Raw genomic sequence first — 25,826 nt, forward strand, 5'->3', positions numbered from 1 at the left:
GACGAAAAGAATGATAGATAACTTCAGAGGTGGATGATGTTAGAGCAAATTTGCCAGTTGGCACGCGATGCCGGGGCGGCGATTATGGCCGTCTACGATGGAGAGAAACCTCTTGATGTAGCACACAAAAAAGATGATTCGCCGGTAACCGCAGCGGATCTGGCGGCGCATCATATTATTAAAGCCGGTCTGGCAGCGCTGACGCCGAATATTCCCCTGTTGTCGGAAGAGGATCCTCCGGCGTGGGAAATTCGCCAGCACTGGCAGCGTTACTGGCTTGTCGATCCTCTGGATGGAACTAAAGAATTTCTTAACCGAAACGGTGAGTTTACCGTGAATATCGCGCTGATCGAGCAAGGCGCGCCAATCTTGGGCGTGGTGTATACGCCGGTGACGGATGTGATGTACAGCGCTGAGAACGGGCAGGCGTGGAAAGAGGAAGGCGGACGTAGGATGCAGATCCAGGTTCGTGATGCGCAACTGCCGCTGGTGGTGGTGAGCCGTTCCCACAGTGATGACGAGCTAAGAGACTATCTGGCTCAGTTGGGCGAGCATCAAACGGTATCCGTCGGTTCTTCCCTCAAGTTTTGTCTAGTGGCCGAAGGAAAGGCGCAATTGTATCCACGTTTTGGGCCGACTAACGTTTGGGATACCGCCGCAGGCCATGCGGTGGCCGTCGCAGCCGGAGCGCAGGTCAATGATTGGCAGGGCAAACCTTTATCTTATACCCCGCGTGAGTCTTTCCTGAACCCCGGCTTCAGAGTGTCGCTGTTTTAAGACTTCAGCAACTGGTGCAGTTGGGCGATGACCTGCTGCACTTCTTCCGCGCTTAATGCCCCATCTTTAACGAAACGAACGTTACCTTGCTGATCCAGCACCACGATGGTGGAGCTTTTGGCGGCCAGATCCCAAGCTTTCTTCACGTTGCCATTGCTGTCGACAATAAACTGCGACCAGGGAAACTCACGCTTACTGTCTTCAATGCTGTTACGCACAAACATAGCAGTGCCGATAATGGCGTCATCGGTATCGACGATTGTCGTCGTTTGGTAACGATCGTGCGGTAATTTGGCGGCCTTGATTGCTTCAATCAAGGGGGCATTCATCTCTTTGGCACTGCTGCGGCCGGCGATATGTTGCACCACCCGGACTTTGCCGGCTAATTGCGAGCTATTCCAGTTTTTATAGCTAAACTTATTATTAGCCAAATCCAGTTCACCTTTATCACTAACACCCACCGGCGGCACACGCTGATCGAGTTGAATGTTATGAGCCGAGGCAAGCAAAGGTGTGAAAATAAGGGAAAGAATGAGCAGGCTATTTTTTATCATGTGATGTCCTTGACGATGCTGAACGATGGAATTAGGCACTTGCGCCGCGAATTGAGGCAAGTTTTCAAATCATAGGTGCAGATCAGAGGTCTGTCCTGTCTGATGCCGATTTTAGTAATCGTTACTGTTTAGATGGTTATTCTGCCTTAACGGCCGTTTATGTTCGTGTGATTCTGTAATTTTATGTAAACACAGTATGTATGACTACTTTTGGCGGAACTTAGCGCCACTCTTCAGGTCTATTACTCTGCAATTATCTTACGCTACCTGTGATCCTGGTCGCTTAGGCCATTCGCGGAGCGTATTTGTGTCATGGGAGGAAAGCAAAAAAATGAGGATCTTCCAGCGTTACAACCCCGCTAAAGTCGCGATGTATGTCAAAACCCTATTCCGCGGTCGGCTATACATCAAGGATATGGGGGCTTTTGAATTCGACAAAGGTAAGATTTTGCCACCGAAAGTACGAGATAAACGCCACTATAGCGTGATGTCCGAGGTCAACCGCCAGGTTCTACGGCTACAGGCAGAAATGGGTTGATAAGGCGTAAAAGCAGTAGCGCCGAATGAATTGCGGCCCCGATAATGGGGCCGCTAGTATTTTCAGCAAGTCATTCTGCTCGTATCAATCAGGCATCGCTGCTTTCGTGCGGCGCTTTGGGCAGAATGGGAGCCGGAGTATCAGTGAGCTTGGTAACCAGTAGCTGATCGATCTTGTAGCTATCGATATCGACCACTTCAAACTTGTAGCCCGCATACTTGACGAAATCCGTGCGTTTCGGAATTTTACGCAGCATATACATCATAAAACCGCCGATGGTTTCATAATTGCCAGACTGCGGGAACTCATCGATATCCAGCACGCGCATCACGTCATCGATAGGCGTACCGCCTTCAATCAGCCATGAGTTTTCATCACGAGCAACAATCTGTTCTTCCTGCCCCTGGCCGACTAAATCCCCCATCAGCGTGGTCATTACATCATTCAGAGTAATAATCCCAACCACCAATGCATATTCGTTAAGAATAACGGCGAAGTCTTCTCCGGCAGTTTTGAAGCTTTCCAGCGCTTCAGAAAGCGTTAAAGTATCCGGAACTATAAGCGCCGAGCGGATTTGTACGCCGCTGCTCAGTACCAAACTCTGGTTGCCCAGCACGCGGTTTAGCAAGTCTTTAGAGTCGACGTAGCCTACGACCTGATCGATATGGCCGTCGCAAACTAAAAACTTGGAGTGCGGATGAGTCGCAATTTTCTCTTTGATGCTTTCTTCGCTTTCCCGCAGGTCAAAATAAATCACGCTTTCGCGAGATGTCATTGATGACGGAACGGTACGGGATTCCAGCTCAAAAACGTTCTCAATCAGTTCGTGCTCTTGTTTGCGCAGTACCCCAGCTAATGCTCCGGCTTCCACGACGGCGTAGATATCATCAGATGTAATGTCATCCTTGCGAACCATTGGCAACTTGAATAAACGGAAAATCAGGTTGGCCATGCCGTTGAAAAACCACACTAACGGACGGCAGATCATCAGGCAGAAACGCATCGGGTTGACGATCCGGACGGCGACTGTCTCTGGTGCAATCATACCGATGCGCTTCGGGGTTAAATCGGCAAACAGGATGAACAAGCTGGTTACCAGAACGAATGAGCAGATGAAACTGACCTGGTCTGCCATTTCTGGCGACATAAAGCGCTCGAACACCACTTTGAATGACGGCGAGAAAGCGGCGTCACCAACAATACCACCCAAAATAGCGACGGCATTCAGGCCGATTTGCACTACTGTAAAGAAAATGCCCGGCGTCTCTTGCAGTTTCAGCACCCGAAGTGCGTTGATGTCTCCCTCATCAGCAAGAAGTTTAAGTTTGATTTTGCGTGAAGCAGCCAGCGATATCTCCGATAAAGAGAAAAAGGCACTTACCGCGATCAGAAAAAGAATCAGTAAAATACTGTTTAACATAATCTATCCGTGTCGTACCGACGATTCAGTCGGCGATCGTAAGGAAGGGTCATACATAAAAGTTAAAATGGCGGGCAGGAAAGCCGCCATTGGGCTGTGTCAACAGCCCGGATAGTATAGCAGCAGCAATCAGATGCCCGCTAGCCCCTACAAATTCGGTGGCAGGCAAACCCCAATGCCCCCTAAACCACAGTAGCCGTGAGGATTTTTATACAGATACTGCTGGTGATCGTCTTCCGCATAATAGAAAGGCAACGCCGCAGTAATCTCACTGGTAATGATGCGCTTATCACCGGCGTCTGCCATCGCTTGCTGGAATCGGGCGCGGCTGGCGTTAGCCTGCTGTTCCTGTTCCGGGGTCAATACGTAGATAGCCGAGCGATACTGAGTACCGATGTCGCCGCCCTGACGCATTCCTTGAGCCGGGTCGTGGTTTTCCCAGAAAATCTGTAGTAACTGGTCGTAGCCAATCACTTTGGGATCAAACACCACTCGCACCACTTCGGCGTGGCCGGTGCGGCCGCTGCAAACTTCATGATAAGTCGGATTTGGTGTATAGCCTCCGCAGTAGCCTGCGGCGGTGCTATAAACCCCCGGTTGTTGCCAGAACAGGCGCTCTACGCCCCAAAAACAGCCCATGGCAAAAATCGCTTCTTTCATACCTTCTGGAATATGAGTCATCGAGTGGCCATTTACGGCGTGAGTAGTTGCAACCGGCATCGGGGTGGTGCGTCCCGGCAGGGCATCTTGTGCGTTAATAACGGCTGATTTTTCTGAATTGTGCAGCAAAATGAACTCCGGTTATCACAGTGTTAAAGGATAGATAGTTGTATCTGATTGCGAGTTTGCACACAATAAGAGGCATATTGCGTTAATGTATCAGCTTAACGCAGAATCTTAGGGGCGACAGGCTTAAATCGGTCTTCATAAAGGGGAATATGGTGTGAAAACACCGTCATATATCCGTTAGCCGGTGAGATCGTTTTTTTACAGGAAAGTAAAAATTAATCAGGAGTACGCGTGTCTCGATACCCTATTGTGTGTTTTTTGTGTGCATTACTCGCAACACCGTTTGCTTATGCCGCCAATGTTCGGCTGCAGGTTGAAGGTCTTAGCGGGGATTTGGAAAGAAACGTTCGGGCGCGATTATCAACTATCGGCACCGATGAAGTCAGCGCCGATGGCCGGTTCCGTGCCAGGGTGGACGAAGCAATCCGTCAGGGACTTAGAGCGCTTGGCTATTACGATCCCATCATTGAATTTGATTTACAGCCCAAGCCTGCACCGGCGCGTTCAATATTAATGGTGAAGGTCACTCCGGGTGAACCGGTATTAATAGCCAGCGTTGATATCGTATTACAAGGCGGTGCGAAAACCGATCCTTCCTATCTGGCTCTGGTACGCCGGGACACGCCAAAAATCGGTTCAATTCTGAACCACGGCGAATTCGATAGCTTCAAAGGTTCGCTGACTAATCTGGCGTTACGCCGGGGTTATTTTGACGCTAACATGATCAAAAGTCAGTTAGGCGTAGCGGCTGAATTACGGAAAGCCTTTTGGGATATCGATTTTGACAGCGGCGAACGTTATCGTTTCGGTACGGTGAGTTTTCAGGGTTCACAAATTCGCGAAGATTACCTGCAAAATTTGGTTCCTTTCCACGCAGGGCAAGATTACAGCTCGGACGATTTAGCCGAACTCAACCGCCGTTTAGCGGCCACCAACTGGTTTAACTCCGTGGTGGTTTCTCCTGATTTTCGCGATGCGAAGAAAAGTAAAACATTGCCATTAGACGCCGTGCTGACGCCCCGCACGGAAAATACCGTTGAGCTAGGCGGTGGTTTTGCCAGCGATATCGGCCCAAGGGTAAAAGCCAGTTGGCGTAAACCCTGGGTGAATAATCGTGGCCACAGTTTTACGACGAGCGCCAACGTTTCGGCCCCTGAGCAAAGTCTTGATTTTAGCTACCGCATTCCTTTGCTGAAAAATCCACTTGAGCAATATTATCTGCTTCAGGGCGGTTTCAAACGTACCGATCTGAATGACACCAAATCTGACACCACCACGCTGAATGTGGCGCGTTTCTGGGATATGTCCAGCGGCTGGCAGCGTTCTATCAATCTGCGCTGGAGTCTGGACCACTTTACGCAGGGTAACGTTACGGATACCACTATGCTGCTGTATCCGGGCGCCAGTGTGAATCGCACCCGTCAGCGCGGCGGCGCGATGCCGTCGTGGGGAGACAGCCAGCGTTACTCGGTGGACGTTTCTGATACCACCTGGGGTTCCGACGTCGATTTTGCCGTGTTCCAGGCGCAAAACGTGTGGATTCGTACATTAGGTGAGAAAAACCGCTTCGTTGCGCGAGGAAATCTCGGTTGGATCGAAACCAATAACTTTAATCGAGTCCCTCCATCTCTGCGTTTCTTCGCCGGTGGCGATCGCAGCGTGCGGGGTTATAAATATCAAAGCATTTCACCGCTGGATAGTTCCGGTAAATTGAGCGGCGCATCCAAGTTGGCTACTGGCTCCATCGAATATCAATATAACGTCACTGGAAAATGGTGGGGTGCCGTATTTATCGATTCGGGTGAAGCTGTGAACGATATCCGTAAGAGCGATTTTAAAACCGGCGCGGGTGTTGGCGTGCGCTGGGAATCCCCGGTTGGACCGATTAAATTTGACCTTGCAGCGCCGGTTGGCGATCAAGAAACCCACGGAGTCCAATTCTATATTGGTTTGGGGCCTGAACTATGAATTGGCTAAAGAAACTCAGTATCGCATTTTTACTCATTTTGCTGTTGCTGATCGGCACTGTGGCCGGTTTGCTCGGCACCACTACCGGTTTGCACTTTCTGATCAACAGCGCGGCGCGTTGGGTGCCGGGGCTGGATATTGCCAGTGTCAGCGGCGGCTGGCGGGATCTCACGCTGAAAGGCATTCAGTACCAAATGCCGGGCGTGACGGTGAAAGCCGGCCAGTTCCATCTTTCCCTGCAGTTATCTTGTCTTAAACGTAGCGAACTGTGTGTTAACGCTTTGACGGCGCAGGATATTGACGTGGTTGTCGATACAAAATTGCTGCCGCCTTCTGAGCCTGTGCCGCCGGATAGCGAACCCATGGGCGAGCTGAGCACGCCGTATCCGATGACTCTGCGGCTGCTGGCGATTAACCATGTCAAAGTGACCATCGACGATACGGCGATTTCGCTGGACGAGTTCCGCACTGGTGCTCACTGGCAACAACGCGCGTTAACCTTGATGCCGACCAAAATTAGCGGGTTGTTGATTGCCTTACCGAAAACCACGCCAGTTGCCGTGCCGGAAGCAATGAAACCGGCGGTAGACACGGCGATTGCAGTCAAAGAAGCCACGGAAAAAGCAGCGGAGAAAGTGGCTGATTCCGCGCCAACGCAAGATTTAGCTCAGTCCTCCGAGCCTGAAAAACCGCTAGGGGAAACGTTAAAAGCCCTGTTCGCCAAGCCGTTGCTGCCAGAGTTGCCTGATTTTCGTTTGCCTGTCGATTTGCAGATTCAGGAAATCAATGCTCAACAGCTGCGTTTGACCGGCGATACCGAAGCATTAATCACTAGCCTGATATTGAAAGCCAGCACGCAAGATCAAAGGGTGACGCTGGAAACGTTGGATATTAAATCCCCGCAGGGTGGCTTGACCGCCAGCGGGCAGGCTACGTTGGCAGATAAATGGCCGTTGGAGTTGGTGGTAAATAGTGCCGTTAACGTTGAGCCGCTGAAAGGCGAGAAAATCAAACTGAACCTGGGCGGCGGCCTGCGGGATCAACTCACTGTGGCGCTAAATTTGTCCGGCCCGGTCAGCGCTCAGCTTGAAGCACAAACTGAACTGGCTAAAGCCGGTTTACCTCTGGCTTTGACCTTACAAAGCAAGCAGCTGCGTTGGCCTTTTACCGGCGACGCTCAGTTCCAGGTCAATAACTTCAAAACGCGCTTTAACGGACAGGCCTCAGATTATGCGTTGTCTATTCGCGCAGACGTAAAAGGGGCGGATATTCCTCCCGCCGTCATTACTTTGGACGGGAAAGGCAACGTTGAGCAGTTTAGGCTAACGCGTTTGCGGTTGGCGGCACTGCAAGGAAATACCGATCTAACTGGCGTAGCCGACTGGAGTCACGCTATTAGCTGGAACTCGGTTCTGACGCTAAACGGAATCAATACGGCGAAGCAGTGGCCGGAATGGCCGGCGAAGCTGGACGGCAAGATTGTCACCCGCGGCAGTATGCACGGCGGCAGCTGGCAGCTTAATGTTCCAGAGCTGACTTTAGACGGTAACGTAAAACAGAATCGCGTCACGGCCAGAGGCTCTCTCACCGGCAATGCCGCCGGACAATGGCATATTCCGGGTATCAATCTGGCGTTGGGTCGCAATAAGCTGGATGTGAAGGGCGATCTGAATGACAAATGGGTTCTCGACGCCAATGTGGACGCGCCGCAGTTAGATGGCGCTCTGCCAGGTTTGGCTGGCGTGGTTAAAGGCAATCTGAAGCTGCGCGGCGATCTTGCAGCACCACAGCTTTTGGCCGATCTAACCGCGACGGGGTTGCAATGGCAAGCACTACATATTCGCCGGATTAAGGTCGATGGCGATGTGCGTTCTGCTGAGCAGATTCAGGGGCAACTGGCGGTACGGGTTGAGCAACTGAAGCAGGACGACTTATTGGTCAGTCTGTTGACGCTAGATGCCAAAGGGAGCGAAAAGCAGCATCAGCTACGTTTAAACGTTCAGGGAGAGCCGGTTTCTGGCCAGTTGGCGCTGGACGGCAGTTTCGATCGTCAACAGCAGCGCTGGCGTGGCAATCTGAACAATACCCGCTTTGACACGCCAGTTGGAGAATGGCGTTTAAATCGCGCTATTGCTCTGGATTATCTCAATACGGCGCAGAAAATCACCATCGGGCCGCACTGCTGGCAGAACCCGAATGCCGAACTTTGTGTGCCACGTACCATTGAAGCTGGGCCAAGCGGGCAAGCTAGCATCGTGCTTAATCGCTTTGATTTGGCGATGATTAAACCCTTCCTTGGGCCGGATACCACGCTAAACGGCGTATTCAGCGGTCGAGCGGACGTGAGCTGGGCAGAAGGTGGTGCCTTGCCTCAGGCCAAGGTTTCTTTGGTGGGTAAAGGGGTTAACGTTAAACAGATGGTTCAGGGGAATCCTCTGCCGCTGGCCTTTGATACCCTGAATTTGAACGCGGCGCTGAATAATGGCCGGGCTCAGGCCGATTGGCTAATTAAGCTGACAAATAACGGCCAGTTTAACGGTCAGGTGCAGGTCGCGGATCCGCAAGGGCGCAGAAATCTCTCTGGTAATATTGCTATCAGTCATATTTCGCTGGCGATGATTAACCCGATTCTCAGCGACGGCGAGAAAGCCAAAGGGATGTTGAACGCCAACCTGCGTCTTGGTGGCAATGCCAAAAATCCACTGGTCTTCGGGCGTTTGGCGCTTGAAGACATGGATATTGACGGTAGCTGGATGCCATTTGATATTACTGATGGGCGTCTGGCCGTGAATTTTGATGGCATGACCTCCACTCTGGAAGGGTTGATTCGAACCACAAACGGGCAGCTTAATCTTGATGGGAGCGCGGATTGGCGCAATATCGATGCATGGCGTGCCCGTATCGCGGCGAAAGGCAATAAGCTGCGAGTCACTATCCCACCAATGGTTCGCGTTGATGTATCACCGGATATTGTGTTTGAAGCTACCCCGCAGCTGTTCTCTCTTAACGGTTCTGTGGATATTCCGTGGGCGCGTATAACGGTACAAGAAGTGCCGGAAAGCGCGGTTGGCGTATCTCCGGATGAAGTGATGTTGAATAACAACCTTCAGCCTATCGCCCCAAGAAGCGCGGGTATTCCGATTAACAGTAATCTGCTTATTCATGTTGGCAATGATGTTCGTCTGAACGCTTTTGGCCTGAAAGCGCGCCTGCAAGGCGATCTGAAAATGGTTCAGGATCAGCGCGGTTTGGGGTTAAACGGCCAAATTAATATTCCGTCCGGTAGTTTCCGTGCCTATGGGCAGGATCTGATCGTGCGGAAAGGCCTGCTGTTGTTCTCCGGGCCGCCGGATCAACCGCTGCTGAATATTGAAGCGATTCGTAACCCAGATTCTACCGAAGATGGCGTCACCGCTGGGGTTCGGGTTACTGGGTTGGCAGATGCGCCGCAGCTTGAGGTGTTCTCCGATCCGGTCAAATCTCAGCAAGAGGCTTTGTCATACTTACTGCGCGGCCAGGGTCTGAGCAGTTCTGGCACCGATAGCAGCATGATGACCTCAATGCTCATCGGCATGGGGGTGGCGCAGAGCGGCAAGCTGGTGGGGCAAATCGGTGAGGCGTTCGGCGTAAGCGATCTGGCGTTGGATACTCAGGGCGTAGGAGATAGTTCGCAAGTGGTCGTTAGCGGATATGTCACCAAAGACCTACAGGTAAAATATGGTGTCGGTATATTTGACTCATTGGCGACGTTAACATTACGCTATCGATTGATGCCCAGGTTGTATCTGGAGGCGGTGTCTGGTATTAATCAGGCATTAGATGTGCTCTATCAGTTTGAGTTTTAATGATGCGAATTATTGTCTACGGTAGTTTACGGCGCAAACAAGGTAACAGTCACTGGATGACTGACGCTCAGCTTTTGGGTGAATATGACCTTGATGGGTATGAAATGTACAATTTGGGCCATTATCCCGCGGTCATTCCCGGTGAAGGTCAGGTGCATTGCGAGGTTTATCGGATAAACTCAGCCATCATGACCGAGCTGGATGAACTGAAGAGTAATACCAAAGATTATAAGCGTGAGCTAATTCAAACGCCTTTTGGCAGCGCCTGGATTTATCTCTATCGCCTGAGTGTTGCAGGATTGCCGCGGATTCGAAGCGGTGACTGGCTCAAACGCCACGAAGAACACGAAGAAAAGTGATTTGAAAGTAAAAAAACACCGCTCATTGAGCGGTGTTTTTTTATGGGGCAGCGGCAAGAATTACTTCTTGGCCGCGCGCTCGAAAGAAGCAACGATTTCAGCTTTCGCTGCTGCTGCATCTTCCCAACCGTCAACTTTAACCCATTTGCCGGTTTCCAGATCTTTGTAGTGTTCAAAGAAGTGTTTGATCTGCGCTTTCAGCAGCTCTGGCAGATCTTGCACGTCTTTAACGTGATCGTATTCTTTAGTCAGTTTGCTGTGCGGAACGGCAACCAGCTTGGCATCTTCGCCCGCTTCGTCAGTCATTTTCAACACACCAACTGGACGGCAACGAACCACTGAACCCGGCTGTAATGGGTAAGGCGTTGGAACCAGAACGTCAACCGGGTCACCGTCTAAAGACAGGGTGTTGTTGATGTAGCCGTAGTTGCACGGGTAGAACATGGCGGTAGACATGAAACGGTCAACGAACAGAGAACCGGTTTCTTTGTCGATTTCGTATTTAATTGGATCGGCGTTAGCTGGGATTTCGATCACAACGTAAATATCTTCTGGCAGGTCTTTACCTGCTGGTACTAAGTTCAAGCTCATGTCGGTTTCCTTTTATCAAACCAGAAATGGAGTGCCGGCTATTATAGCCAACTCTTTTCTTAATTCCCGTCCTTTTCACATCTGGATAATGGAGGTATTAGCTAAATTTGGCTGAACAAGCCGCGTAGAAATCTCGTCATTGCCTAATCGTATCTATTTTCACCTGTTTTACTCGCCATAGCTCAAGAAGGTATCGGGTACGCCGATAACTTATCTAAATAATATGCCTGCTCACTTTTAGTTAACGCTTTGTAATCTTCATTCTTCGCAGATAACCGGGAAAAAAAGATGTTAAAAAAGATTACCGTAAAGACCGGGTTGATCGCCCAGTTGAGTTTGATGTCGTTGATTTTATTAGTTGTTAGCGTAATTGGTATCAACTCCATTCACGAAAGCTCTAATTCTTTGCGGATCATTAATCAGATTCAGGGAGAGGAGCTGGGGGCGTTATCCAATAGTTTTAATGCGACGTTAAGTGCCAGAGCCGCGGCTGCCTTGGCCGTCAGGCAAATGGAAATCGGCCTGATTGATGAATCCCAGAAAACGGCCAACAAAATTGAAGCCGATTTGGCCCAATCTCAGCAGGAAATGAAGCGCTTTATTGCGGCGGTCACTGCCAGAGGGGAAGGGGAAGACCTGGCGAATAATATTCAAAAAAGTTATAAATTCTATCTCGAGCAAGGCGTGTTTCCGATGCTGGAAGCGATCAAAGCAGGTAAGGCGGACGATTACTATGAAGCGCTGGAAAACCGGATTTCCAGCATCAGCGGTGCTTTCGATGGAGATGTGCAGCAATTCCGCTCTTATGCGCTGAATGCAGGCCAGCAGCAAATTGAGCAAGCCAATAGCGCGGCACACATTAAAGTTGCCATTATTGTCGCTTCGGGGCTGATAACTTTATTTTCCGCGATAGTTGCCTGGTTTGCTTTGCAAATTATTATTCTGCGTCCGTTGGAGCAGTCTATTCATCAATTGGAGTTTATTGCGGCCGGAGATCTGACCCATAGTATTAATGGCGAAGGTAAAACCGAACTGGCGCGCTTGGCCATGGCTTTACAGGCCATGCAGCAATCGCTGGTGGCTTCAGTGAGCCATGTCCGGGATGTTGGCGGTCAGATTGGTATCGGATCGCGGGAGTTAGCCGCAGGTAATATCCATCTCGCGCAAAGAACCGAAGAATCAGCCGCTTCGCTGGAACAAACTGCCGCCAGCATGGAGCAACTGACTTCTACGGTGAAAATGAACGCGGAGAATTCAGATCAAGCAAACCGTTTGGCTGTGAGCGTCTCTGAGATCGCTAATCAGGGGAGTTCGGTGGTTAATCATGTGATGGATAAAATGCAGGCGATCACCACCAGTTCGCGAAGGATTTCCGATATTATCAGCGTGATGGATAGCATAGCGTTTCAGACTAATATTCTGGCGCTGAATGCGGCGGTGGAAGCGGCCCGCGCCGGAGAACAGGGACGAGGTTTTGCCGTCGTCGCCGGTGAAGTCCGTAATCTGGCTCAGCGAAGCGCCCAGTCAGCCAAAGAAATCAAAGGGTTGATTGTAGAATCGCAAAGTCGGGTACGGGAAGGGGCTGATATGGCTGAGTCCGCTGGTAAAACCATGAATGATATTGCCCGCGAGGTAAGCCGGGTAACGGCATTAATGAAAGAAATATCCGCTGCGTCCCATGAGCAAAGCTCTGGTATTGAGCAGGTTAATCTGGCGATTACGCAAATGGATCAGGTAGCGCAGCAGAACGCAGCGTTGGTTGAACAGGCAGCGGCGGCAACGCGCTCGCTAGAAGAGCAGGCGGATGCGCTTGCTGCCAGCATGGCGGTGTTTAAGCTGCAGCCGGATGAAGAAACCGTGGCAGCATAAAAAACAGCGGCCGTAGCCGCTGCTTGATTCGATCTATATGGAATAATAATTAATCTGGGAACTGAGCGATAAAACGCTCTGCATCTTCCACCATAGATTTGGTACCGACGAAGAATGGCGCACGTTGATGCAGCTTCTCCGGCACGATATCCAGAATACGATTCACACCATCGGTGGCTTTACCGCCGGCTTGTTCAGCCAGGAATGCCATTGGGTTGCATTCGTACAGCAAACGCAGTTTCCCTTGCGGATGGCTGGCGGTACTTGGATAAATATAGATGCCGCCTTTCAACAGGTTACGGTGGAAGTCTGCGACCAGAGAACCAATATAGCGAGAAGTATAAGGACGCTGGGTTGCATCATCCTGCTCCTGACAATACTTGATGTATTTCTTCACGCCCTGAGGGAATTTGATGTAGTTCCCTTCGTTGATTGAATACATGCAACCGGTTGCTGGATAGCGAACTTTCTCATGGGATAAACAGAAAACACCCAGCGATGGGTCGTAGGTAAATCCGTGAACGCCGTAACCGGTAGTGTAGACCAGCATGGTGGATGAACCGTAGACCACGTAGCCTGCCGCAACCTGAGCGCTGCCCGGCTGAAGGAAATCTTTTTCTGTGACGGGTTCGCCGATTGGCGTAATGCGACGATAGATAGAGAAAATAGTACCGACCGAGACATTCACATCAATATTAGAAGAGCCGTCTAATGGGTCCATCAGAACCACATATTTGGCGTTCTCTGCTCTCTCACCTTCGAAAATAACGATGTCATCTTCTTCTTCAGACGCGATACCCGCAACTTCGCCACGCGCTTTAAGAGCGGCTTTCAGCTTCTCATTGGCATACAAATCCAATTTCATCTGAACTTCACCCTGCACATTTTCAGCGCCGCTGGTACCGAGAATATCGACCAGACCTGCTTTATTGATGTCGCGGTGAATGATTTTAGCGCCTAACTTGATAGCTGACAGTAATGCAGTTAATTCGCCTGTGGCGTGAGAGAAGTCTTGCTGTTTCTCGACGATAAATTCGCCTAACGTTTTCATGACACAATCCCTGAATCTACGGTTGAACATCGAATTACTAACAAACCACTTACAATATGCTACGCAGTGTAGCCCAAAGCTAAGATTGATTCATAGGCAATTCCATTTCTTCTCTCGGATTCTGAGCGGTAGAATAGCCGCAAACTCGATGCAATCAGACGGAAACATTTATGCGCATTCATATTCTTGGTATTTGCGGCACGTTTATGGGGGGGCTGGCAATGCTGGCGCGCTCATTGGGGCATGAGGTCACTGGGGCCGACGCTAACGTTTATCCACCGATGAGTACCTTGTTAGAGAACCAAGGGATCAGTTTGATCCAGGGATACGATCCGGCTCAGCTCGATCCTGCACCGGATCTGGTGATCATCGGTAATGCGATGACTCGCGGCAATCCTTGTGTCGAAGCAGTTTTAGAACGCGGTATTCCTTACGTTTCTGGCCCGCAGTGGCTCCACGATCAGGTTCTGCCTGAGCGCTGGGTTATTGCGGTCGCAGGCACTCACGGTAAAACCACCACCGCCGGTATGGTGACCTGGATTCTGGAAGCCTGTGGCTATGAGCCAGGCTTTGTGATTGGCGGTGTACCGGGTAATTTTGACGTTTCTGCCCGTTTAGGTAACAGCCCATTCTTTGTGATCGAAGCCGACGAATATGACTGCGCCTTCTTCGATAAACGTTCCAAATTCGTTCATTACAGCCCACGCACGCTGATCATGAACAATCTGGAATTCGATCACGCAGATATCTTTGACGATCTTAAAGCGATCCAGAAGCAGTTCCATCATCTGGTGCGTTTGGTGCCCGGGAAAGGCAAGATCATCCTGCCAGATAACGACAACCACCTGAAACAGGTGATGGCGATGGGGTGCTGGAGTGAGCAGGAATTTGTGGGCGAAACCGGCAGTTGGTCAGCGAAGAAAGTCACGGTCGATGCCAGCGCTTATCAGGTATTCCTGGATAATGAACTGGTTGGCGAAGTCAATTGGTCGCTGGTAGGTGAACACAATATGCATAACGGGCTGATGGCCATTGCTGCCGCTCGGCACGTTGGTGTACAGCCAGCCGACGCTTGCCGCGCTCTCGGTGATTTTATCAATGCTCGTCGCCGTCTTGAGCTACGTGGCGAAGCCAACGGCGTAACGGTTTATGATGATTTTGCTCATCATCCAACGGCCATTCTGGCTACTTTAGCTGCGCTGCGTGGCAAGGTTGGCGGGACAGCGCGGATTTTGGCGGTGCTGGAACCTCGCTCAAACACCATGAAAATGGGGCTGTGCAAAAATGAGCTGGCGCCGTCACTCGGCCGGGCTGATGAAGTCTTTCTGTTCCAGCCACAGCATATTCCGTGGCAGGTGGTGGAAGTGGCCGAAGCCTGTATTCAACCGGCTTCATGGAGTGCTGATATTGATACGCTGGTAGAAATGATCGCGAAAACCGCTCAGCCGGGCGATCACATTCTGGTCATGAGCAACGGTGGTTTCGGCGGAATCCATAGCAAACTGCTGGAAGCGCTGGAGAAAAAGGCGCATCAGCAGCTATTGAACTGATTTAGATAAAAAAAGCCCCCGAAAGGGGGCCAAAGGGTTCGCTGGATAGGACAGCGAGGGATTATCTAGCATTGCTCTTTCTTACTTTTTTCTTGCTCTTGCTCTTGCTCAATAGACTTATGTTCATCTGTTTATAGTTAAAAGATTATTGAGCAAGCTTGTCTGTTTGGGATTTGCCGCTTAAAACACCGTGCATTCGCCCTTATTTGTAAATCTTGGCTGTTGCATGCCAGCCATTTTCCTGACGCATTTCAATGATTTTATACGCTGTAGCGCCTTTGCTATCGGCTTTGTCGGCCAGTGCCTGAGTAATATCAGAAGGCGCGCCGGTGATGCCACTCACGCTGATGGTTCCCATATCGGTCAGGCTGTTAGTTTGAGCATTATTAACAGACTCGGCGGCTGAAGCGCCAAACGCGATAACGGAAAATAAGCCTAGTGCAGCGATGGTATTTTTGATTTTCATGATCTCTTCCTAAAAATAGCCAACAACCAGAAAGCATTATTATCGATTCTGCTACTTAGAGGCTGTTGTTTTGATTGTGTTTCTATTCTGACTGAATCTGGTAAGGCGATGCGCCAGGTCAGAATTTACTGGTAGATTTTTGCTGTAGCGTGGAAGTTGCCGTCTTCGCGAGCTTCGATAACCTGATAAGCCTTGGCGCCTTGTGCATCTGCTTTGTCAGACAGTGCCTGACGAATATCTGAAGGCGTCCCATTCACACCGCTAACAGTAATGGTGCCAACCGATTGTAAGTTAGCCGCTTGGCTTGCGTTGATTGAATCGGCTGCAAATACGCCAAATGACAGTGCAGAAAGAACGCTTAATGCTGCTACGGTAGTTTTAATGTTCATGTTATGGCCTCTTAATATTCTTTTATTAGTTTGCGTAAATGTGATTTACGTCACGAAATGAGTATACATCTAGTCACCCGAAACATTAATAGCTGACTAATAATATTTGGCGTGACTTTAATGTGAGTTATTAGTTTTTAATAACCAAACGGAATAAAAATCGATCAAAAAATGAGTGATTGAGGCAAAAAAGTAGATATTTCAAATGAGTGGGTGTTTTTGACCAAAAGTGCGAAAATTTTAGCGTGTATTCGCTGTTTAATGAAAAAGGGTCATTTTCCGTGCCGGTTAGATGAGAAAATCCAGTGATATTCACTACATGCAGTATGCCTCTTGGGAAATAGCTCAGAGGCTAGTTATATCTATAGGATGATAACGAGCAAAAAAGCGAAGCTGCATGGCTTGGAAAGGATGGCTGATGCAAGGTAAAGGAAGATGACTAAGGGAATAGGCTGTCGCAGATCGAAGATGGCAAAGGGATTGAAATGCAGAGTATGTACTGTAAAAGGCCAATAGAACCTTGATTCTACTGGCCGCGATCTGATTGGCTGGGATTACAGCTCTTGGTCGAATAAACCTAAAATGGCGTCATGCAGCTGTTTAACACTAAAGCCTTTAGCTGGCGTGGTGAAAATTGTGTCATCTCCGGCAATGCTACCCAGGATGCCTTCGGCTTTCCCTAATGAATCTAGCAGGCGGGCGATAAGCTGAGCAGCACCAGGGCTGGTGTGAATCACCACGACAGAATCATTATAATCTACGTCGAGAACCAGATTTTTCAGCGGGCTGCTGGTCGTTGGAACTCCCAATTCTGCTGGCAGACAGTAAACCATCTCCATTTTCGCATTACGGGTTCTAACGGCACCAAACTTGGTCAGCATGCGTGATACTTTGGATTGGTTAATGTTTTCAAACCCTTCCTCCTGCAATGCCAAAACAATCTCGCCCTGAGAACTGAATTTTTCCTCTTTCAATAACGCTTTAAACGCTTTGATAAGGTCTTCTTGTTTTGCGGGATTTCGCATTTTTCACCTGGGGGAATGGAGAGTTAGGAAGCCAATTATGCATTTAAATGAATTTTTATTCAACATTAGCATGCGTAGGAAGTAATAAAAGCTCTTATATCAAAGCAGATGACAATTTAGCGTAAATATATCTCTAACTATTATGCCTAAGCTAAATGCATAGCAATCAAACAGTCGTGATAAAAATGTTATTAAAATGATGTTGTTCTGATGTTATGGAAGGGTGTAATGTAACCGCCGATTAACCTGTTGTGGATGCTTAAATTATTTTTAGAAGAATGTGCGCTATATCATTAATCGATAAGCGAATTACTCTAAAATAAGCCGACTTCACACCCGTTTTTAATGCGTGATCTCTCAATCTGACTGTTAATAGATTGTGTTTAAAATCGCAATAAACTAAGGTGCGTAAATAGATGAATTCACGGCAAATTTAAATTATATATAACAAGGAGTATAGGATGAAAGTTGCAGTTCTCGGTGCCGCTGGTGGTATCGGCCAGGCCCTCGCTCTTCTACTCAAGACTCAGCTTCCTTCAGGTTCAGACCTTTCTCTGTACGACATCGCTCCGGTTACTCCGGGTGTAGCTGTAGATCTGAGCCACATCCCTACGGCAGTCAATATTAAAGGTTTTAGCGGCGAAGACGCTACCCCAGCTCTGCAAGGCGCTGATGTAGTTCTGATTTCTGCCGGTGTAGCCCGTAAACCTGGCATGGATCGTTCGGATCTATTTAATGTTAACGCTGGGATCGTTCGTAATCTGGTTGAGCAAATCGCTCGTACTTGCCCAAAAGCATTGATCGGTATTATCACTAATCCAGTGAACACCACCGTAGCTATCGCGGCTGAAGTACTGAAAAAAGCTGGGGTATACGACAAGAACAAACTGTTTGGTATCACCACTCTGGATACCATTCGTTCAAACACCTTCGTTGCTGAATTGAAAGGCAAGCAGCCTCAGGATATCGAAGTGCCGGTTATTGGTGGTCACTCTGGCGTGACTATTCTGCCATTGCTGTCACAGATTCCTAGCGTGAGCTTCACCGAGCAGGAAGTTGCCGACCTGACCAAACGTATCCAGAATGCGGGTACTGAAGTCGTTGAAGCAAAAGCCGGTGGCGGGTCTGCAACGCTGTCTATGGGCCAGGCTGCTGCGCGTTTCGGTCTGTCTCTGGTTCGCGCTCTGCAAGGTGAAAGCGGCATTGTTGAATGTGCATATGTGGAAGGCGATGGCAAATATGCTCGCTTCTTCGCGCAGCCAATTCTGCTTGGAAAACAAGGTGTTGCTGAACGTAAAGACATTGGCAAACTTAGTGCCTTTGAGCAAAATGCATTAGAAAGCATGCTAGACGTGCTGCACAAAGATATCGAACTAGGCGTAGATTTCGTCAACAAATAACAATTGTTGATTGAAAATAGCGGGGGGTTATTTTCCCTTGACTGTTTCGTCTAAGAAGCCGCTGGTGGCAAGCACCGGCGGCTTTTTTTATGTCAGTAAGTTATGACTGTGCTGAACGAATACGCGTTTTCCTATCCAGTAAGGCCCCTGTTCTAGCGTCAAAATAGCGGGAAGGCCAGATTTCCGAGGGATGAATCTCCAGACATTCCGCAATTAGCCACTCACCTTTCGGCCAGGGACGAGTCAGGGCATTGGCTAGCGTTGATGAGCTAAGACCGGCATTTCGAGACAACGCCGCCAGGGTTGTTCCTTTCTTCCGCAGTGCCGCAATAACGTCGGCAGGGTGCCAATCAGATTTCCTTAAAATCATCTTTAATCCTTTTTTTTACTAAGCTGCTGGCATGTTAGTGGTATAACTAACCGTGTATCGTTAATCATATTACGAACGAAAAGTAATCATTTAGAAACAGGATAACATCAAATTTCCAAATGATTTTCAAATATTTTCTAAAAATTCCTTTTTTGCGTGTTACCGCATAGTAGAGAAGAAAGGCTATGAAAAAAGAGTGGTTTGCTGCCAAGGAACTGACAGGTATCGCGGGGTTGCCCTCGTCTCCACAAGGAATCAACCTCATGGCAAAACGTGAGGGTTGGAAACAACGGCGTCGCCGGGGAGTTCAGGGTAAAGCGGTTGAATATCATATAGATAGTTTGCCGGTAAGCGTGCTTAGTCTGCTACGACTCAAAGAGGACCCGGTAGATTATGTCGTCACGCGACAGGAACCGATAGCGGTATGGGTAGAGGCCTACTATCAGTTAACCGAAGCGGAGCGCGACAAAATCATCAGTTTTATTTTGCGTGAAGGGATTGGTTCGTTAATGACGCGTTTAGCCATTACCTGATTAATGCTGAGCGGGGCATCTATTTTATTGCGCTGTTCGGATGCCCGAATTGTTGAGTAAATCCGAGAGTAGATCATCCATGAAGAAACAGTGGTTTTCAGCCAGGGAATTAACAGGCATCGCAGGATTACCCTCCTCGCCACAAGGAATCAACCAGATGGCCAGACGCGAAGGCTGGGAACTACGCCGCCGACGTGGAGTTCAAGGTAAAGCTATTGAATATCATGTTGATAGCTTGCCTGGGCAAGTGCTGGATATGATAAGGATGAGGGAGGAACCTGCGGAATATATCGTTGCCAGACAGGACCCTTTGCAGGTTTGGATTGAAGCTTATTACCAGTTGACGGAGGAAGAACGCGATCAAATTATTGCGTTTATTTTCCGTGAGGGCGTCGCAACATTAATGGCGCGTTTGGTTAATCGTTAGCGATAAATCAGGAAAACAACCCAGTCGTTATTTAACTTCCGGGTTGTTTCTTTAAGTTTCTCAAAAATCTCGCTGTACGGCTATATGCGCTAAACCTTCCAGCGCTAATCGATGCGGAGTTTCTGGCAATATCTGCAATGCGGCAATTGCCTTGTCAGCCTCTTCTTCCGCACGCTGACGCGTATAATCCAGAGAGCCACATTGGCGCATGGTTTCCAGAACGGGTTCCAGCAAATGGCGACCATTTCCTTCTTCAATCGCTTTGCGGATCAGGGCAGACTGCTCGGGATTCCCGTTATTCATGGCATGCAGCAGCGGCAAAGTCGGTTTACCTTCATTTAGGTCGTCACCGGTATTTTTACCGAGAGTGGAGCCATCGGAGCTGTAATCTAACAAATCGTCGATAAGCTGGAATGCAGTGCCAAGATAGCGGCCATAATCCTGCAGGGCAATTTCCTGCTCTGGGGTTGCGTCGGCAAGAATGGCGGAAGATTGAGAGGCTGCTTCAAACAGGCGGGCCGTTTTACTGTAAATCACCCGCATATAGCTTTCTTCGGTAATATCTGGGTTATTACAATTCATTAATTGCAGAACTTCACCCTCAGCAATCACGTTGGTGGCCTCTGACATCAATTGCAGCACGCGTAGAGAACCCAGACTGGTCATCATCTGGAAAGAGCGGGTGTAAATGAAATCACCAACCAGCACGCTGGCGGCGTTACCAAAGGCGGCATTAGCCGTCGCTTTACCGCGACGCATATCGGATTCATCAACAACGTCATCGTGTAATAATGTTGCAGTATGAATAAATTCAATTAATGCGGCGATAGTGACATGTTTATCGCCCTGATAACCCAGCGCTCGGGCAACCAGCACCGCAATCATGGGGCGAATACGTTTCCCGCCACCGCTGATAATGTAGTAACCCAATTGATTGATGAGCGTTACATCGGAGTTCAACTGGTCGAGAATTGTTGCGTTCACGGCCGCCATATCCTGCGCGGTTAACTCGATAATCTTTTCTAGGTTCATTGTTTTATTCAGCTGTTTTTCTCTTTAACTACGATGACATCGCCGCTAACATTATTACATGACGTTCCCTGAGACCATGATTGTACTTGAAAAACGCGTTAAATAAATGACATGTAAGAAACTGCGCTTTTTTTCTTCGTTTGCAGCTATTCTGCGCTTGTCATCCGATCCGTTTTTGCGTAGAATTCGCGCCCTAATATGAATATTTATAGTGCGCTCTGGACTACTTAAGTAGGGTGCACGGAAAGCGGAGTTTTATATGTACGCGGTTTTCCAAAGTGGTGGTAAACAACACCGAGTAAGCGAAGGTCAAACCGTTCGCTTGGAAAAGCTGGACATCGCAACTGGTGAAACAATTGAGTTTGACCAAGTTCTGATGATCGCTAACGGTGAAGAAATCAATATCGGCGCTCCTTTAGTCAATGGCGGTCTGGTCAAAGCTGAAGTAGTTGCTCACGGTCGTGGCGACAAAATTAAGATTGTTAAATTCCGTCGTCGTAAGCACTACCGTAAGCAGCAAGGTCACCGTCAGTGGTTCACTGATGTTAAAATCACCGGTATCAGCGCTTAAGTTTTAGGAGAGCGGACAAATGGCACATAAAAAGGCTGGTGGCTCGACTCGTAACGGTCGTGACTCCGAAAGTAAACGTCTAGGCGTTAAGCGTTTTGGCGGCGAAGCAGTATTGGCAGGCAGCATCATCGTTCGTCAACGTGGTACTAAATTCCACGCTGGCATCAACGTAGGTTGCGGTAAAGACCACACTCTGTTTGCTTTGGCTGACGGTAAAGTCAAGTTCGAAGTTAAAGGCCCGAAAAACCGTAAATTTATCAGCATCGAAGCTGAATAAGTTTTTCGCGTCCTGCTAATAGATGTAAGCCCTGCAATTTTGTTGCGGGGCTTTTTACATTTCTGGGTTGACCTTACCTGAGTGAAGTCATGAATACGAAACAGCAGGCCGGTTTAGGCATTCTTCTTGCGTTAACGACTGCCGTATTCTGGGGTATTCTGCCGATAGCAATGAAGCAAGTACTTGAAGTGATGGACCCTTTTACCATCGTCTGGTACCGCTTTACGCTTGCGTCTTTGGGCCTGGGATTGATTTTGGCCTCCAGACGGCAATTGCCTTCTCTCACGTTATTTCGTCAACCTCGGTGGTTGTTGTTATTGGTTATTGCCACCTGCGGTTTGCTGGGGAACTTTCTCTTTTTCAGCTCATCGCTACAGTATCTTAGCCCGACGGCGTCTCAGGTTATCGGACAGTTGTCACCGGTTGGGATGATGATCGCCAGTGTGCTGATTTTAAAAGAGCGCATGCGAATTACGCAGGTTATCGGCGCAGCGATGCTGATTTGCGGTTTGATGCTCTTTTTTAACACCAGCCTGCTGGAAATCTTTACCAGACTGACGGATTACACCCTCGGCGTGGCATTAGGCGTGTGCGCCGCTATGGTTTGGGTGAGCTACGGTGTCGCTCAGAAGGTGCTATTAAGACGCATGGCATCGCAACAGATCCTCGTCTTGTTGTACACTTTATGTGCACTGGTTCTGTTTCCGCTGGCCAAACCCGGCGTTATTTTTCAGTTAAGTGGATGGCAACTGGCGTGTCTGCTGTTCTGCGGGGTTAACACCCTGGTTGGATACGGAGCTTTGGCTGAGGCCATGGCGCGTTGGCAGGCGGCGCAGGTAAGCGCTTTAGTGACGCTGACTCCGTTGTTTACACTGATTTTTTCAAATTTATTAGCGCTGGCGTGGCCAGATATGTTTGCCGCACCTCCCCTCAATGCCGTGGGCTACGTAGGGGCGTTTGTGGTGGTGGCAGGTGCAATGTTTTCCGCAATTGGTCATCGATGGTGGCCACGGCGGACAGAAACAACCCTGGTTGCTCCGTTGAAGCAGCCCGGTGAATGATTTACGGAGAGAGACATGAAGTTTGTAGATGAAGCGGCGATTCTGGTTGTAGCCGGTGATGGTGGTAACGGTTGTGTAAGCTTCCGTCGTGAAAAATATATTCCTAACGGCGGCCCGGACGGCGGCGATGGCGGCGACGGCGGTGATATCTACCTGCTGGCTGATGAAAACCTGAATACCCTGATCGATTACCGCTTTGTGAAATCTTTCCGCGCTGAACGTGGACAGAATGGCCAGAGCCGTGATTGTACCGGTAAACGTGGTAAAGATATTACCATCAAAGTGCCGGTCGGTACGCGTGTACTGGATCAGGATACCGGTGAAGTTATCGGTGATATGACTCGTCACGGGCAGCGCCTGATGGTTGCCAAAGGCGGGTTCCACGGTTTGGGTAACTCCCGTTTCAAATCTTCGGTTAACCGCGCACCGCGTCAGAAAACCATGGGTACTGAAGGGGAAACTCGCGAACTGATGCTTGAGCTATTGCTGCTGGCTGATGTCGGTATGCTGGGTCTGCCAAACGCAGGTAAATCTACCTTTATCCGTGCGGTATCTGCGGCAAAACCGAAAGTTGCCGACTATCCATTTACCACCTTGATCCCAAGTCTGGGCGTGGTGCGTATGGATCATGAGCAAAGCTTCGTCGTTGCCGACATCCCTGGTTTGATTGAAGGGGCTTCGGAAGGCGCTGGTTTAGGTATTCGCTTCCTGAAACATTTGGAACGTTGCCGCGTACTGTTGCATCTGATCGACATCGCACCTATTGATGAATCCAATCCTATTGAGAATGCCAAAATCATTATCAATGAATTGCAGCAATACAGTGAAAATCTGGCCGAGAAGCCACGCTGGTTGGTATTTAACAAGGTTGACCTGTTAGACCAGGCTGAAGCGGAAGAACGCGCTAAGGCGATTGCAGACGCTCTGGGATGGGAGGATAAGTATTATATGATCTCGGCCGCCAACCGCGAAGGCGTTAACGCGCTGTGCTGGGACGTTATGAACTTCCTGAATACCCAACCTAAAGCTATGGCAATTGCTGAGACTGCCCCTGAGAAAGTCGAGTTCATGTGGGATGATTATCACCGTGAACAGCTGGCAGAAGTGGAAGATGAAGCGAAAGACGAATGGGATGACGATTGGAATGAAGAAGACGACGATGGCGTTGAGTTCATTTACGAGCGTTAATCTCAGACATCAGTTTTGAGCTAAAAGAGGCTGCCTGCGGGCAGCCTTTCGTTTTTTGGGCTTATTGCTGATTTGGCAACCAGCACTGGGCGTTCAATCCCTGTCGATCGCTGCGGTTCTCCAGCGACAGTTTTCCCTGATGCAACTGTGCGATTCTCAATACGATATTCAGCCCCAATCCGCTTCCACCATAGCGTTGATCCATACGGCGAAAAGCCTGCGTCAGCTCGCCAATCTGGTTCTCCTTAATCCCTGGGCCTTCGTCCAAAACCTGCAACAGTACACCGCTATCCTGCGATGTCAGTTTAACGATAATCAGGCTGTCTGAGGGGCTATAGCGGTGAGCGTTCTCCACCAGATTACGCAGCATTAAACGCAGCAGGGCGGCTTCACCTTGAATACAGGAACGTTCTGGTAAAATCCATTGGAGACGCTGTTTACGCTGCGCCGCCATTTCGGCCAGTTCTTCCCGCAACGGTTGCACCACATCCTGAATCCAGTCAAAAGTCTGATATTGTCCGCTGGCAAAATTCTGCCCTGCGCGTGACAGCATCAACAGTTGTTCGATGGTATGCATCAATAAATCGAGGCGATTAATTAGCACTTTGCTTTCCGCTATGCCATTTTTTTCCATCAATTCCAGATGAAGGCGAATGCCCGCCAGCGGTGTGCGTAGTTCGTGGGCGGCATCGGCAGTGAAACGACGTTCTTGCTGAATGGTATTGGAAAGGCGGGAAAACAGCTGATTTAGCGTGCCGGTAACGGCGACGATTTCCTGCATATCACTTTTGATAACCAGCGGGCTAAGGTTGTCCGCGGAGCGTTCAGAAAGCTTGCTCTGAAGTTGATCCAACGGGCGTATGATCCAACTGATAGCCCAAAAAGAGGCGAGGAGAGTGATGATCATCATAATCAGAGAAGGGGCCAGCAGTGAAGCGATGGCCTCCGCAATTTCTGTGTCGACTTTTTCATTTCTGACTTTGGCGGTGAGAGTTTCATCTACTAAAAACTGAATTTGTTCCTGGCTCTCATGCCACAGCCACAGCGCGCTAATTAACTGAGTGACTAATAGAATCAGCGCTAGCATCAGAATCAGACGACGACGCATGCTAATCATGATAAGACTTCCAGACGATAACCAATGCCCCGAACCGTTCGGATTCGATCTTTACCCAATTTTCTTCGTAGATTATGAACGTGCACTTCGAGAGTATTCGAGCCAAGATCGTCCTGCCAAGTATAGAGATCTTGCTGTAACAGCTCCCGATTGACGGTGTGCCCGGCGCGCATAATCAGGCGGGAAAGAATGGCAAACTCCTTCGGCGTGATTTCCAGCGGCTGTTCCTGTAGATAAACCTGTTGAGTTGCCAGATTGAGGCTCAAATTCCCTTGTTGAAGCAAATTATCACTTTGCCCCTGATAGCGGCGAATCAGAGCACGCACGCGAGCCAATAATTCTGCCAGCGCGAAAGGTTTAATCAAATAATCATCAGCGCCAGCATCCAGCCCATCGACGCGGTCTTCCAACGCATCGCGAGCTGTTAATATCAGCACTGGCAGGCTAATACTCTGGCGGCGCCATTGGCGGAGCAACACGGCACCATCCTGATCTGGCAATCCCAGATCGAGAATAACCATGCTGTACTGACTGGTGATAATCAGACCGTTGGCTTCAGCCGCGGTACTGGCGCAATCGCAGGCGTAACCCTCACTGGTGAGGGCCATGGCAATGCCTTTTTGTAACAACTCATCATCTTCGACAATCAGTAGTTTCAT

General features: G+C 49.3%; 26 protein-coding genes. 14 read left to right on the top strand and 12 right to left on the bottom strand.

Annotated elements, in window-relative coordinates; translation table 11 throughout:
- Positions 1–36: 36 nt before the first annotated feature.
- The gene (cysQ, locus tag ACQ4OC_RS11325; protein ID WP_064516071.1) at positions 37–777 is read left to right on the top strand and encodes a 3'(2'),5'-bisphosphate nucleotidase CysQ; all 741 of its coding nucleotides are present in this window, start codon (positions 37–39) and stop codon (positions 775–777) included.
- On the opposite strand, the gene ACQ4OC_RS11330 is transcribed toward cysQ, so the two are convergent.
- Entirely contained in the window at positions 774–1,331 is a 558-nt protein-coding gene (locus tag ACQ4OC_RS11330; RefSeq protein WP_049599340.1) for a YtfJ family protein, read from the bottom strand. The genes cysQ and ACQ4OC_RS11330 overlap by 4 nt on opposite strands.
- 331 nt (positions 1,332–1,662) lie before the next feature.
- Here ACQ4OC_RS11330 and ACQ4OC_RS11335 point away from each other — a divergent pair, with 331 nt between their 5' ends.
- Complete coding sequence (locus ACQ4OC_RS11335; RefSeq protein ID WP_064516074.1) at positions 1,663–1,869, top strand: DUF1107 domain-containing protein; 207 nt, start codon at positions 1,663–1,665, stop codon at positions 1,867–1,869.
- An 88-nt stretch (positions 1,870–1,957) separates the two neighbouring features.
- Here the strand turns inward: ACQ4OC_RS11335 and ACQ4OC_RS11340 are convergent, their stop codons facing one another.
- Complete coding sequence (locus tag ACQ4OC_RS11340) at positions 1,958–3,289, bottom strand: hemolysin family protein (RefSeq protein ID WP_049599346.1); 1,332 nt, start codon at positions 3,287–3,289, stop codon at positions 1,958–1,960.
- A 147-nt stretch (positions 3,290–3,436) separates the two neighbouring features.
- On the bottom strand, positions 3,437–4,075 hold the full coding sequence (gene msrA / locus ACQ4OC_RS11345; RefSeq protein ID WP_430971187.1) for a peptide-methionine (S)-S-oxide reductase MsrA: 639 nt from the start codon (positions 4,073–4,075) through the stop codon (positions 3,437–3,439).
- A 234-nt stretch (positions 4,076–4,309) separates the two neighbouring features.
- On the opposite strand from msrA, the gene tamA reads away from it, so the two are divergent.
- The 3 genes from tamA to ACQ4OC_RS11360 are packed head-to-tail and all read left to right on the top strand — an operon-like array spanning position 4,310 to position 10,250.
- Positions 4,310–6,046, top strand: coding sequence for an autotransporter assembly complex protein TamA (gene tamA / locus ACQ4OC_RS11350; RefSeq protein ID WP_064516078.1), 1,737 nt, complete (start codon positions 4,310–4,312; stop codon positions 6,044–6,046).
- Positions 6,043–9,891 (top strand): autotransporter assembly complex protein TamB, encoded by a 3,849-nt coding sequence (tamB, locus tag ACQ4OC_RS11355; protein ID WP_064516080.1) that lies wholly within the window; start codon positions 6,043–6,045, stop codon positions 9,889–9,891. Before tamA ends, tamB begins: the two co-directional genes overlap by 4 nt.
- Before the next feature lie 2 nt (positions 9,892–9,893).
- Positions 9,894–10,250 (top strand): gamma-glutamylcyclotransferase family protein, encoded by a 357-nt coding sequence (locus tag ACQ4OC_RS11360; protein ID WP_064518419.1) that lies wholly within the window; start codon positions 9,894–9,896, stop codon positions 10,248–10,250.
- Between the two features lie 60 nt (positions 10,251–10,310).
- Here the strand turns inward: ACQ4OC_RS11360 and ppa are convergent, their stop codons facing one another.
- Positions 10,311–10,841 (bottom strand): inorganic diphosphatase, encoded by a 531-nt coding sequence (ppa, locus tag ACQ4OC_RS11365; RefSeq protein ID WP_064516082.1) that lies wholly within the window; start codon positions 10,839–10,841, stop codon positions 10,311–10,313.
- 288 nt (positions 10,842–11,129) lie between these two features.
- Here ppa and ACQ4OC_RS11370 point away from each other — a divergent pair, with 288 nt between their 5' ends.
- Complete coding sequence (locus tag ACQ4OC_RS11370) at positions 11,130–12,710, top strand: methyl-accepting chemotaxis protein (RefSeq protein WP_064516084.1); 1,581 nt, start codon at positions 11,130–11,132, stop codon at positions 12,708–12,710.
- 49 nt (positions 12,711–12,759) lie between these two features.
- Here ACQ4OC_RS11370 and fbp read toward each other — a convergent pair whose 3' ends face one another.
- On the bottom strand, positions 12,760–13,761 hold the full coding sequence (gene fbp / locus ACQ4OC_RS11375; RefSeq protein WP_049599364.1) for a class 1 fructose-bisphosphatase: 1,002 nt from the start codon (positions 13,759–13,761) through the stop codon (positions 12,760–12,762).
- Positions 13,762–13,931: 170 nt separating this feature from the next.
- Here fbp and mpl point away from each other — a divergent pair, with 170 nt between their 5' ends.
- Positions 13,932–15,311 (top strand): UDP-N-acetylmuramate:L-alanyl-gamma-D-glutamyl-meso-diaminopimelate ligase, encoded by a 1,380-nt coding sequence (mpl, locus tag ACQ4OC_RS11380; protein ID WP_064516086.1) that lies wholly within the window; start codon positions 13,932–13,934, stop codon positions 15,309–15,311.
- 202 nt (positions 15,312–15,513) lie between these two features.
- Here mpl and yhcN (ACQ4OC_RS11385) read toward each other — a convergent pair whose 3' ends face one another.
- The 3 genes from yhcN (ACQ4OC_RS11385) to argR all read right to left on the bottom strand — a co-directional run bounded on the left by yhcN (ACQ4OC_RS11385) (position 15,514) and on the right by argR (position 17,191).
- Complete coding sequence (gene yhcN, locus ACQ4OC_RS11385; RefSeq protein ID WP_064516088.1) at positions 15,514–15,777, bottom strand: peroxide/acid stress response protein YhcN; 264 nt, start codon at positions 15,775–15,777, stop codon at positions 15,514–15,516.
- A 125-nt stretch (positions 15,778–15,902) separates the two neighbouring features.
- On the bottom strand, positions 15,903–16,166 hold the full coding sequence (yhcN, locus tag ACQ4OC_RS11390) for a peroxide/acid stress response protein YhcN (RefSeq protein WP_049599371.1): 264 nt from the start codon (positions 16,164–16,166) through the stop codon (positions 15,903–15,905).
- Between the two features lie 554 nt (positions 16,167–16,720).
- Positions 16,721–17,191: a transcriptional regulator ArgR gene (gene argR / locus ACQ4OC_RS11395; protein WP_064516090.1), complete on the bottom strand. Its 471-nt coding sequence runs from the start codon at positions 17,189–17,191 to the stop codon at positions 16,721–16,723.
- A 461-nt stretch (positions 17,192–17,652) separates the two neighbouring features.
- Here argR and mdh point away from each other — a divergent pair, with 461 nt between their 5' ends.
- Entirely contained in the window at positions 17,653–18,591 is a 939-nt protein-coding gene (gene mdh / locus ACQ4OC_RS11400) for a malate dehydrogenase (protein WP_064516092.1), read from the top strand.
- A gap of 100 nt (positions 18,592–18,691) precedes the next feature.
- Here mdh and ACQ4OC_RS11405 read toward each other — a convergent pair whose 3' ends face one another.
- Complete coding sequence (locus tag ACQ4OC_RS11405; protein WP_064516094.1) at positions 18,692–18,961, bottom strand: helix-turn-helix domain-containing protein; 270 nt, start codon at positions 18,959–18,961, stop codon at positions 18,692–18,694.
- A 185-nt stretch (positions 18,962–19,146) separates the two neighbouring features.
- Between ACQ4OC_RS11405 and ACQ4OC_RS11410 the strand changes: the two genes are divergently transcribed.
- Both ACQ4OC_RS11410 and ACQ4OC_RS11415 read left to right on the top strand, forming a co-directional pair.
- Positions 19,147–19,494, top strand: a complete 348-nt coding sequence (locus tag ACQ4OC_RS11410; RefSeq protein ID WP_049599381.1) for a DNA-binding protein — start codon at positions 19,147–19,149, stop codon at positions 19,492–19,494.
- Positions 19,495–19,573: 79 nt separating this feature from the next.
- Positions 19,574–19,921 carry a DNA-binding protein gene (locus ACQ4OC_RS11415; protein WP_064516097.1) on the top strand — a complete coding sequence of 116 codons (348 nt, stop codon included), beginning with the start codon at positions 19,574–19,576 and terminating at the stop codon, positions 19,919–19,921.
- A gap of 60 nt (positions 19,922–19,981) precedes the next feature.
- Here the strand turns inward: ACQ4OC_RS11415 and ispB are convergent, their stop codons facing one another.
- A complete protein-coding gene (gene ispB / locus ACQ4OC_RS11420) occupies positions 19,982–20,953 on the bottom strand; it encodes an octaprenyl diphosphate synthase (RefSeq protein WP_064516099.1) in 972 nt (323 codons plus the stop codon).
- A 259-nt stretch (positions 20,954–21,212) separates the two neighbouring features.
- Here ispB and rplU point away from each other — a divergent pair, with 259 nt between their 5' ends.
- The 4 genes from rplU to cgtA all read left to right on the top strand — a co-directional run bounded on the left by rplU (position 21,213) and on the right by cgtA (position 24,050).
- Positions 21,213–21,524 carry a 50S ribosomal protein L21 gene (rplU, locus tag ACQ4OC_RS11425; protein WP_004722998.1) on the top strand — a complete coding sequence of 104 codons (312 nt, stop codon included), beginning with the start codon at positions 21,213–21,215 and terminating at the stop codon, positions 21,522–21,524.
- A 19-nt stretch (positions 21,525–21,543) separates the two neighbouring features.
- Complete coding sequence (gene rpmA, locus ACQ4OC_RS11430; RefSeq protein ID WP_002210179.1) at positions 21,544–21,801, top strand: 50S ribosomal protein L27; 258 nt, start codon at positions 21,544–21,546, stop codon at positions 21,799–21,801.
- An 89-nt stretch (positions 21,802–21,890) separates the two neighbouring features.
- A complete protein-coding gene (locus tag ACQ4OC_RS11435; protein WP_064516101.1) occupies positions 21,891–22,862 on the top strand; it encodes a DMT family transporter in 972 nt (323 codons plus the stop codon).
- Between the two features lie 15 nt (positions 22,863–22,877).
- Positions 22,878–24,050: an Obg family GTPase CgtA gene (gene cgtA, locus ACQ4OC_RS11440; RefSeq protein ID WP_064516103.1), complete on the top strand. Its 1,173-nt coding sequence runs from the start codon at positions 22,878–22,880 to the stop codon at positions 24,048–24,050.
- Positions 24,051–24,111: 61 nt separating this feature from the next.
- Here cgtA and pmrB read toward each other — a convergent pair whose 3' ends face one another.
- On the bottom strand, positions 24,112–25,167 hold the full coding sequence (gene pmrB, locus ACQ4OC_RS11445) for a two-component system sensor histidine kinase PmrB (protein WP_064516105.1): 1,056 nt from the start codon (positions 25,165–25,167) through the stop codon (positions 24,112–24,114).
- Positions 25,164–25,826: a two-component system response regulator PmrA gene (pmrA, locus tag ACQ4OC_RS11450; protein WP_064516107.1), complete on the bottom strand. Its 663-nt coding sequence runs from the start codon at positions 25,824–25,826 to the stop codon at positions 25,164–25,166. The genes pmrB and pmrA overlap by 4 nt, the downstream gene beginning before the upstream one ends.

The sequence above is a fragment of the Yersinia sp. J1 genome, from assembly GCF_050586585.1.
Lineage (GTDB): Bacteria > Pseudomonadota > Gammaproteobacteria > Enterobacterales > Enterobacteriaceae > Yersinia > Yersinia entomophaga.

What these genes read in the sequence shown, in the direction of transcription:
- mpl (WP_064516086.1), top strand. Translation starts at nt 13,932, where the DNA reads ATGCGCATTCATATTCTTGGTATTTGCGGCACGTTTATGGGGGGGCTG.
- ACQ4OC_RS11405 (WP_064516094.1), bottom strand. Translation starts at nt 18,961, where the DNA reads ATGATTTTAAGGAAATCTGATTGGCACCCTGCCGACGTTATTGCGGCA.
- pmrA (WP_064516107.1), bottom strand. Translation starts at nt 25,826, where the DNA reads ATGAAACTACTGATTGTCGAAGATGATGAGTTGTTACAAAAAGGCATT.
- cgtA (WP_064516103.1), top strand. Translation starts at nt 22,878, where the DNA reads ATGAAGTTTGTAGATGAAGCGGCGATTCTGGTTGTAGCCGGTGATGGT.
- rpmA (WP_002210179.1), top strand. Translation starts at nt 21,544, where the DNA reads ATGGCACATAAAAAGGCTGGTGGCTCGACTCGTAACGGTCGTGACTCC.
- ACQ4OC_RS11415 (WP_064516097.1), top strand. Translation starts at nt 19,574, where the DNA reads ATGAAGAAACAGTGGTTTTCAGCCAGGGAATTAACAGGCATCGCAGGA.
- ACQ4OC_RS11330 (WP_049599340.1), bottom strand. Translation starts at nt 1,331, where the DNA reads ATGATAAAAAATAGCCTGCTCATTCTTTCCCTTATTTTCACACCTTTG.
- cysQ (WP_064516071.1), top strand. Translation starts at nt 37, where the DNA reads ATGTTAGAGCAAATTTGCCAGTTGGCACGCGATGCCGGGGCGGCGATT.
- ACQ4OC_RS11370 (WP_064516084.1), top strand. Translation starts at nt 11,130, where the DNA reads ATGTTAAAAAAGATTACCGTAAAGACCGGGTTGATCGCCCAGTTGAGT.
- ACQ4OC_RS11335 (WP_064516074.1), top strand. Translation starts at nt 1,663, where the DNA reads ATGAGGATCTTCCAGCGTTACAACCCCGCTAAAGTCGCGATGTATGTC.
- ACQ4OC_RS11410 (WP_049599381.1), top strand. Translation starts at nt 19,147, where the DNA reads ATGAAAAAAGAGTGGTTTGCTGCCAAGGAACTGACAGGTATCGCGGGG.
- fbp (WP_049599364.1), bottom strand. Translation starts at nt 13,761, where the DNA reads ATGAAAACGTTAGGCGAATTTATCGTCGAGAAACAGCAAGACTTCTCT.
- ispB (WP_064516099.1), bottom strand. Translation starts at nt 20,953, where the DNA reads ATGAACCTAGAAAAGATTATCGAGTTAACCGCGCAGGATATGGCGGCC.
- ppa (WP_064516082.1), bottom strand. Translation starts at nt 10,841, where the DNA reads ATGAGCTTGAACTTAGTACCAGCAGGTAAAGACCTGCCAGAAGATATT.
- ACQ4OC_RS11360 (WP_064518419.1), top strand. Translation starts at nt 9,894, where the DNA reads ATGCGAATTATTGTCTACGGTAGTTTACGGCGCAAACAAGGTAACAGT.
- argR (WP_064516090.1), bottom strand. Translation starts at nt 17,191, where the DNA reads ATGCGAAATCCCGCAAAACAAGAAGACCTTATCAAAGCGTTTAAAGCG.
- yhcN (WP_049599371.1), bottom strand. Translation starts at nt 16,166, where the DNA reads ATGAACATTAAAACTACCGTAGCAGCATTAAGCGTTCTTTCTGCACTG.
- tamB (WP_064516080.1), top strand. Translation starts at nt 6,043, where the DNA reads ATGAATTGGCTAAAGAAACTCAGTATCGCATTTTTACTCATTTTGCTG.
- rplU (WP_004722998.1), top strand. Translation starts at nt 21,213, where the DNA reads ATGTACGCGGTTTTCCAAAGTGGTGGTAAACAACACCGAGTAAGCGAA.
- yhcN (WP_064516088.1), bottom strand. Translation starts at nt 15,777, where the DNA reads ATGAAAATCAAAAATACCATCGCTGCACTAGGCTTATTTTCCGTTATC.
- ACQ4OC_RS11435 (WP_064516101.1), top strand. Translation starts at nt 21,891, where the DNA reads ATGAATACGAAACAGCAGGCCGGTTTAGGCATTCTTCTTGCGTTAACG.
- ACQ4OC_RS11340 (WP_049599346.1), bottom strand. Translation starts at nt 3,289, where the DNA reads ATGTTAAACAGTATTTTACTGATTCTTTTTCTGATCGCGGTAAGTGCC.
- pmrB (WP_064516105.1), bottom strand. Translation starts at nt 25,167, where the DNA reads ATGATTAGCATGCGTCGTCGTCTGATTCTGATGCTAGCGCTGATTCTA.
- mdh (WP_064516092.1), top strand. Translation starts at nt 17,653, where the DNA reads ATGAAAGTTGCAGTTCTCGGTGCCGCTGGTGGTATCGGCCAGGCCCTC.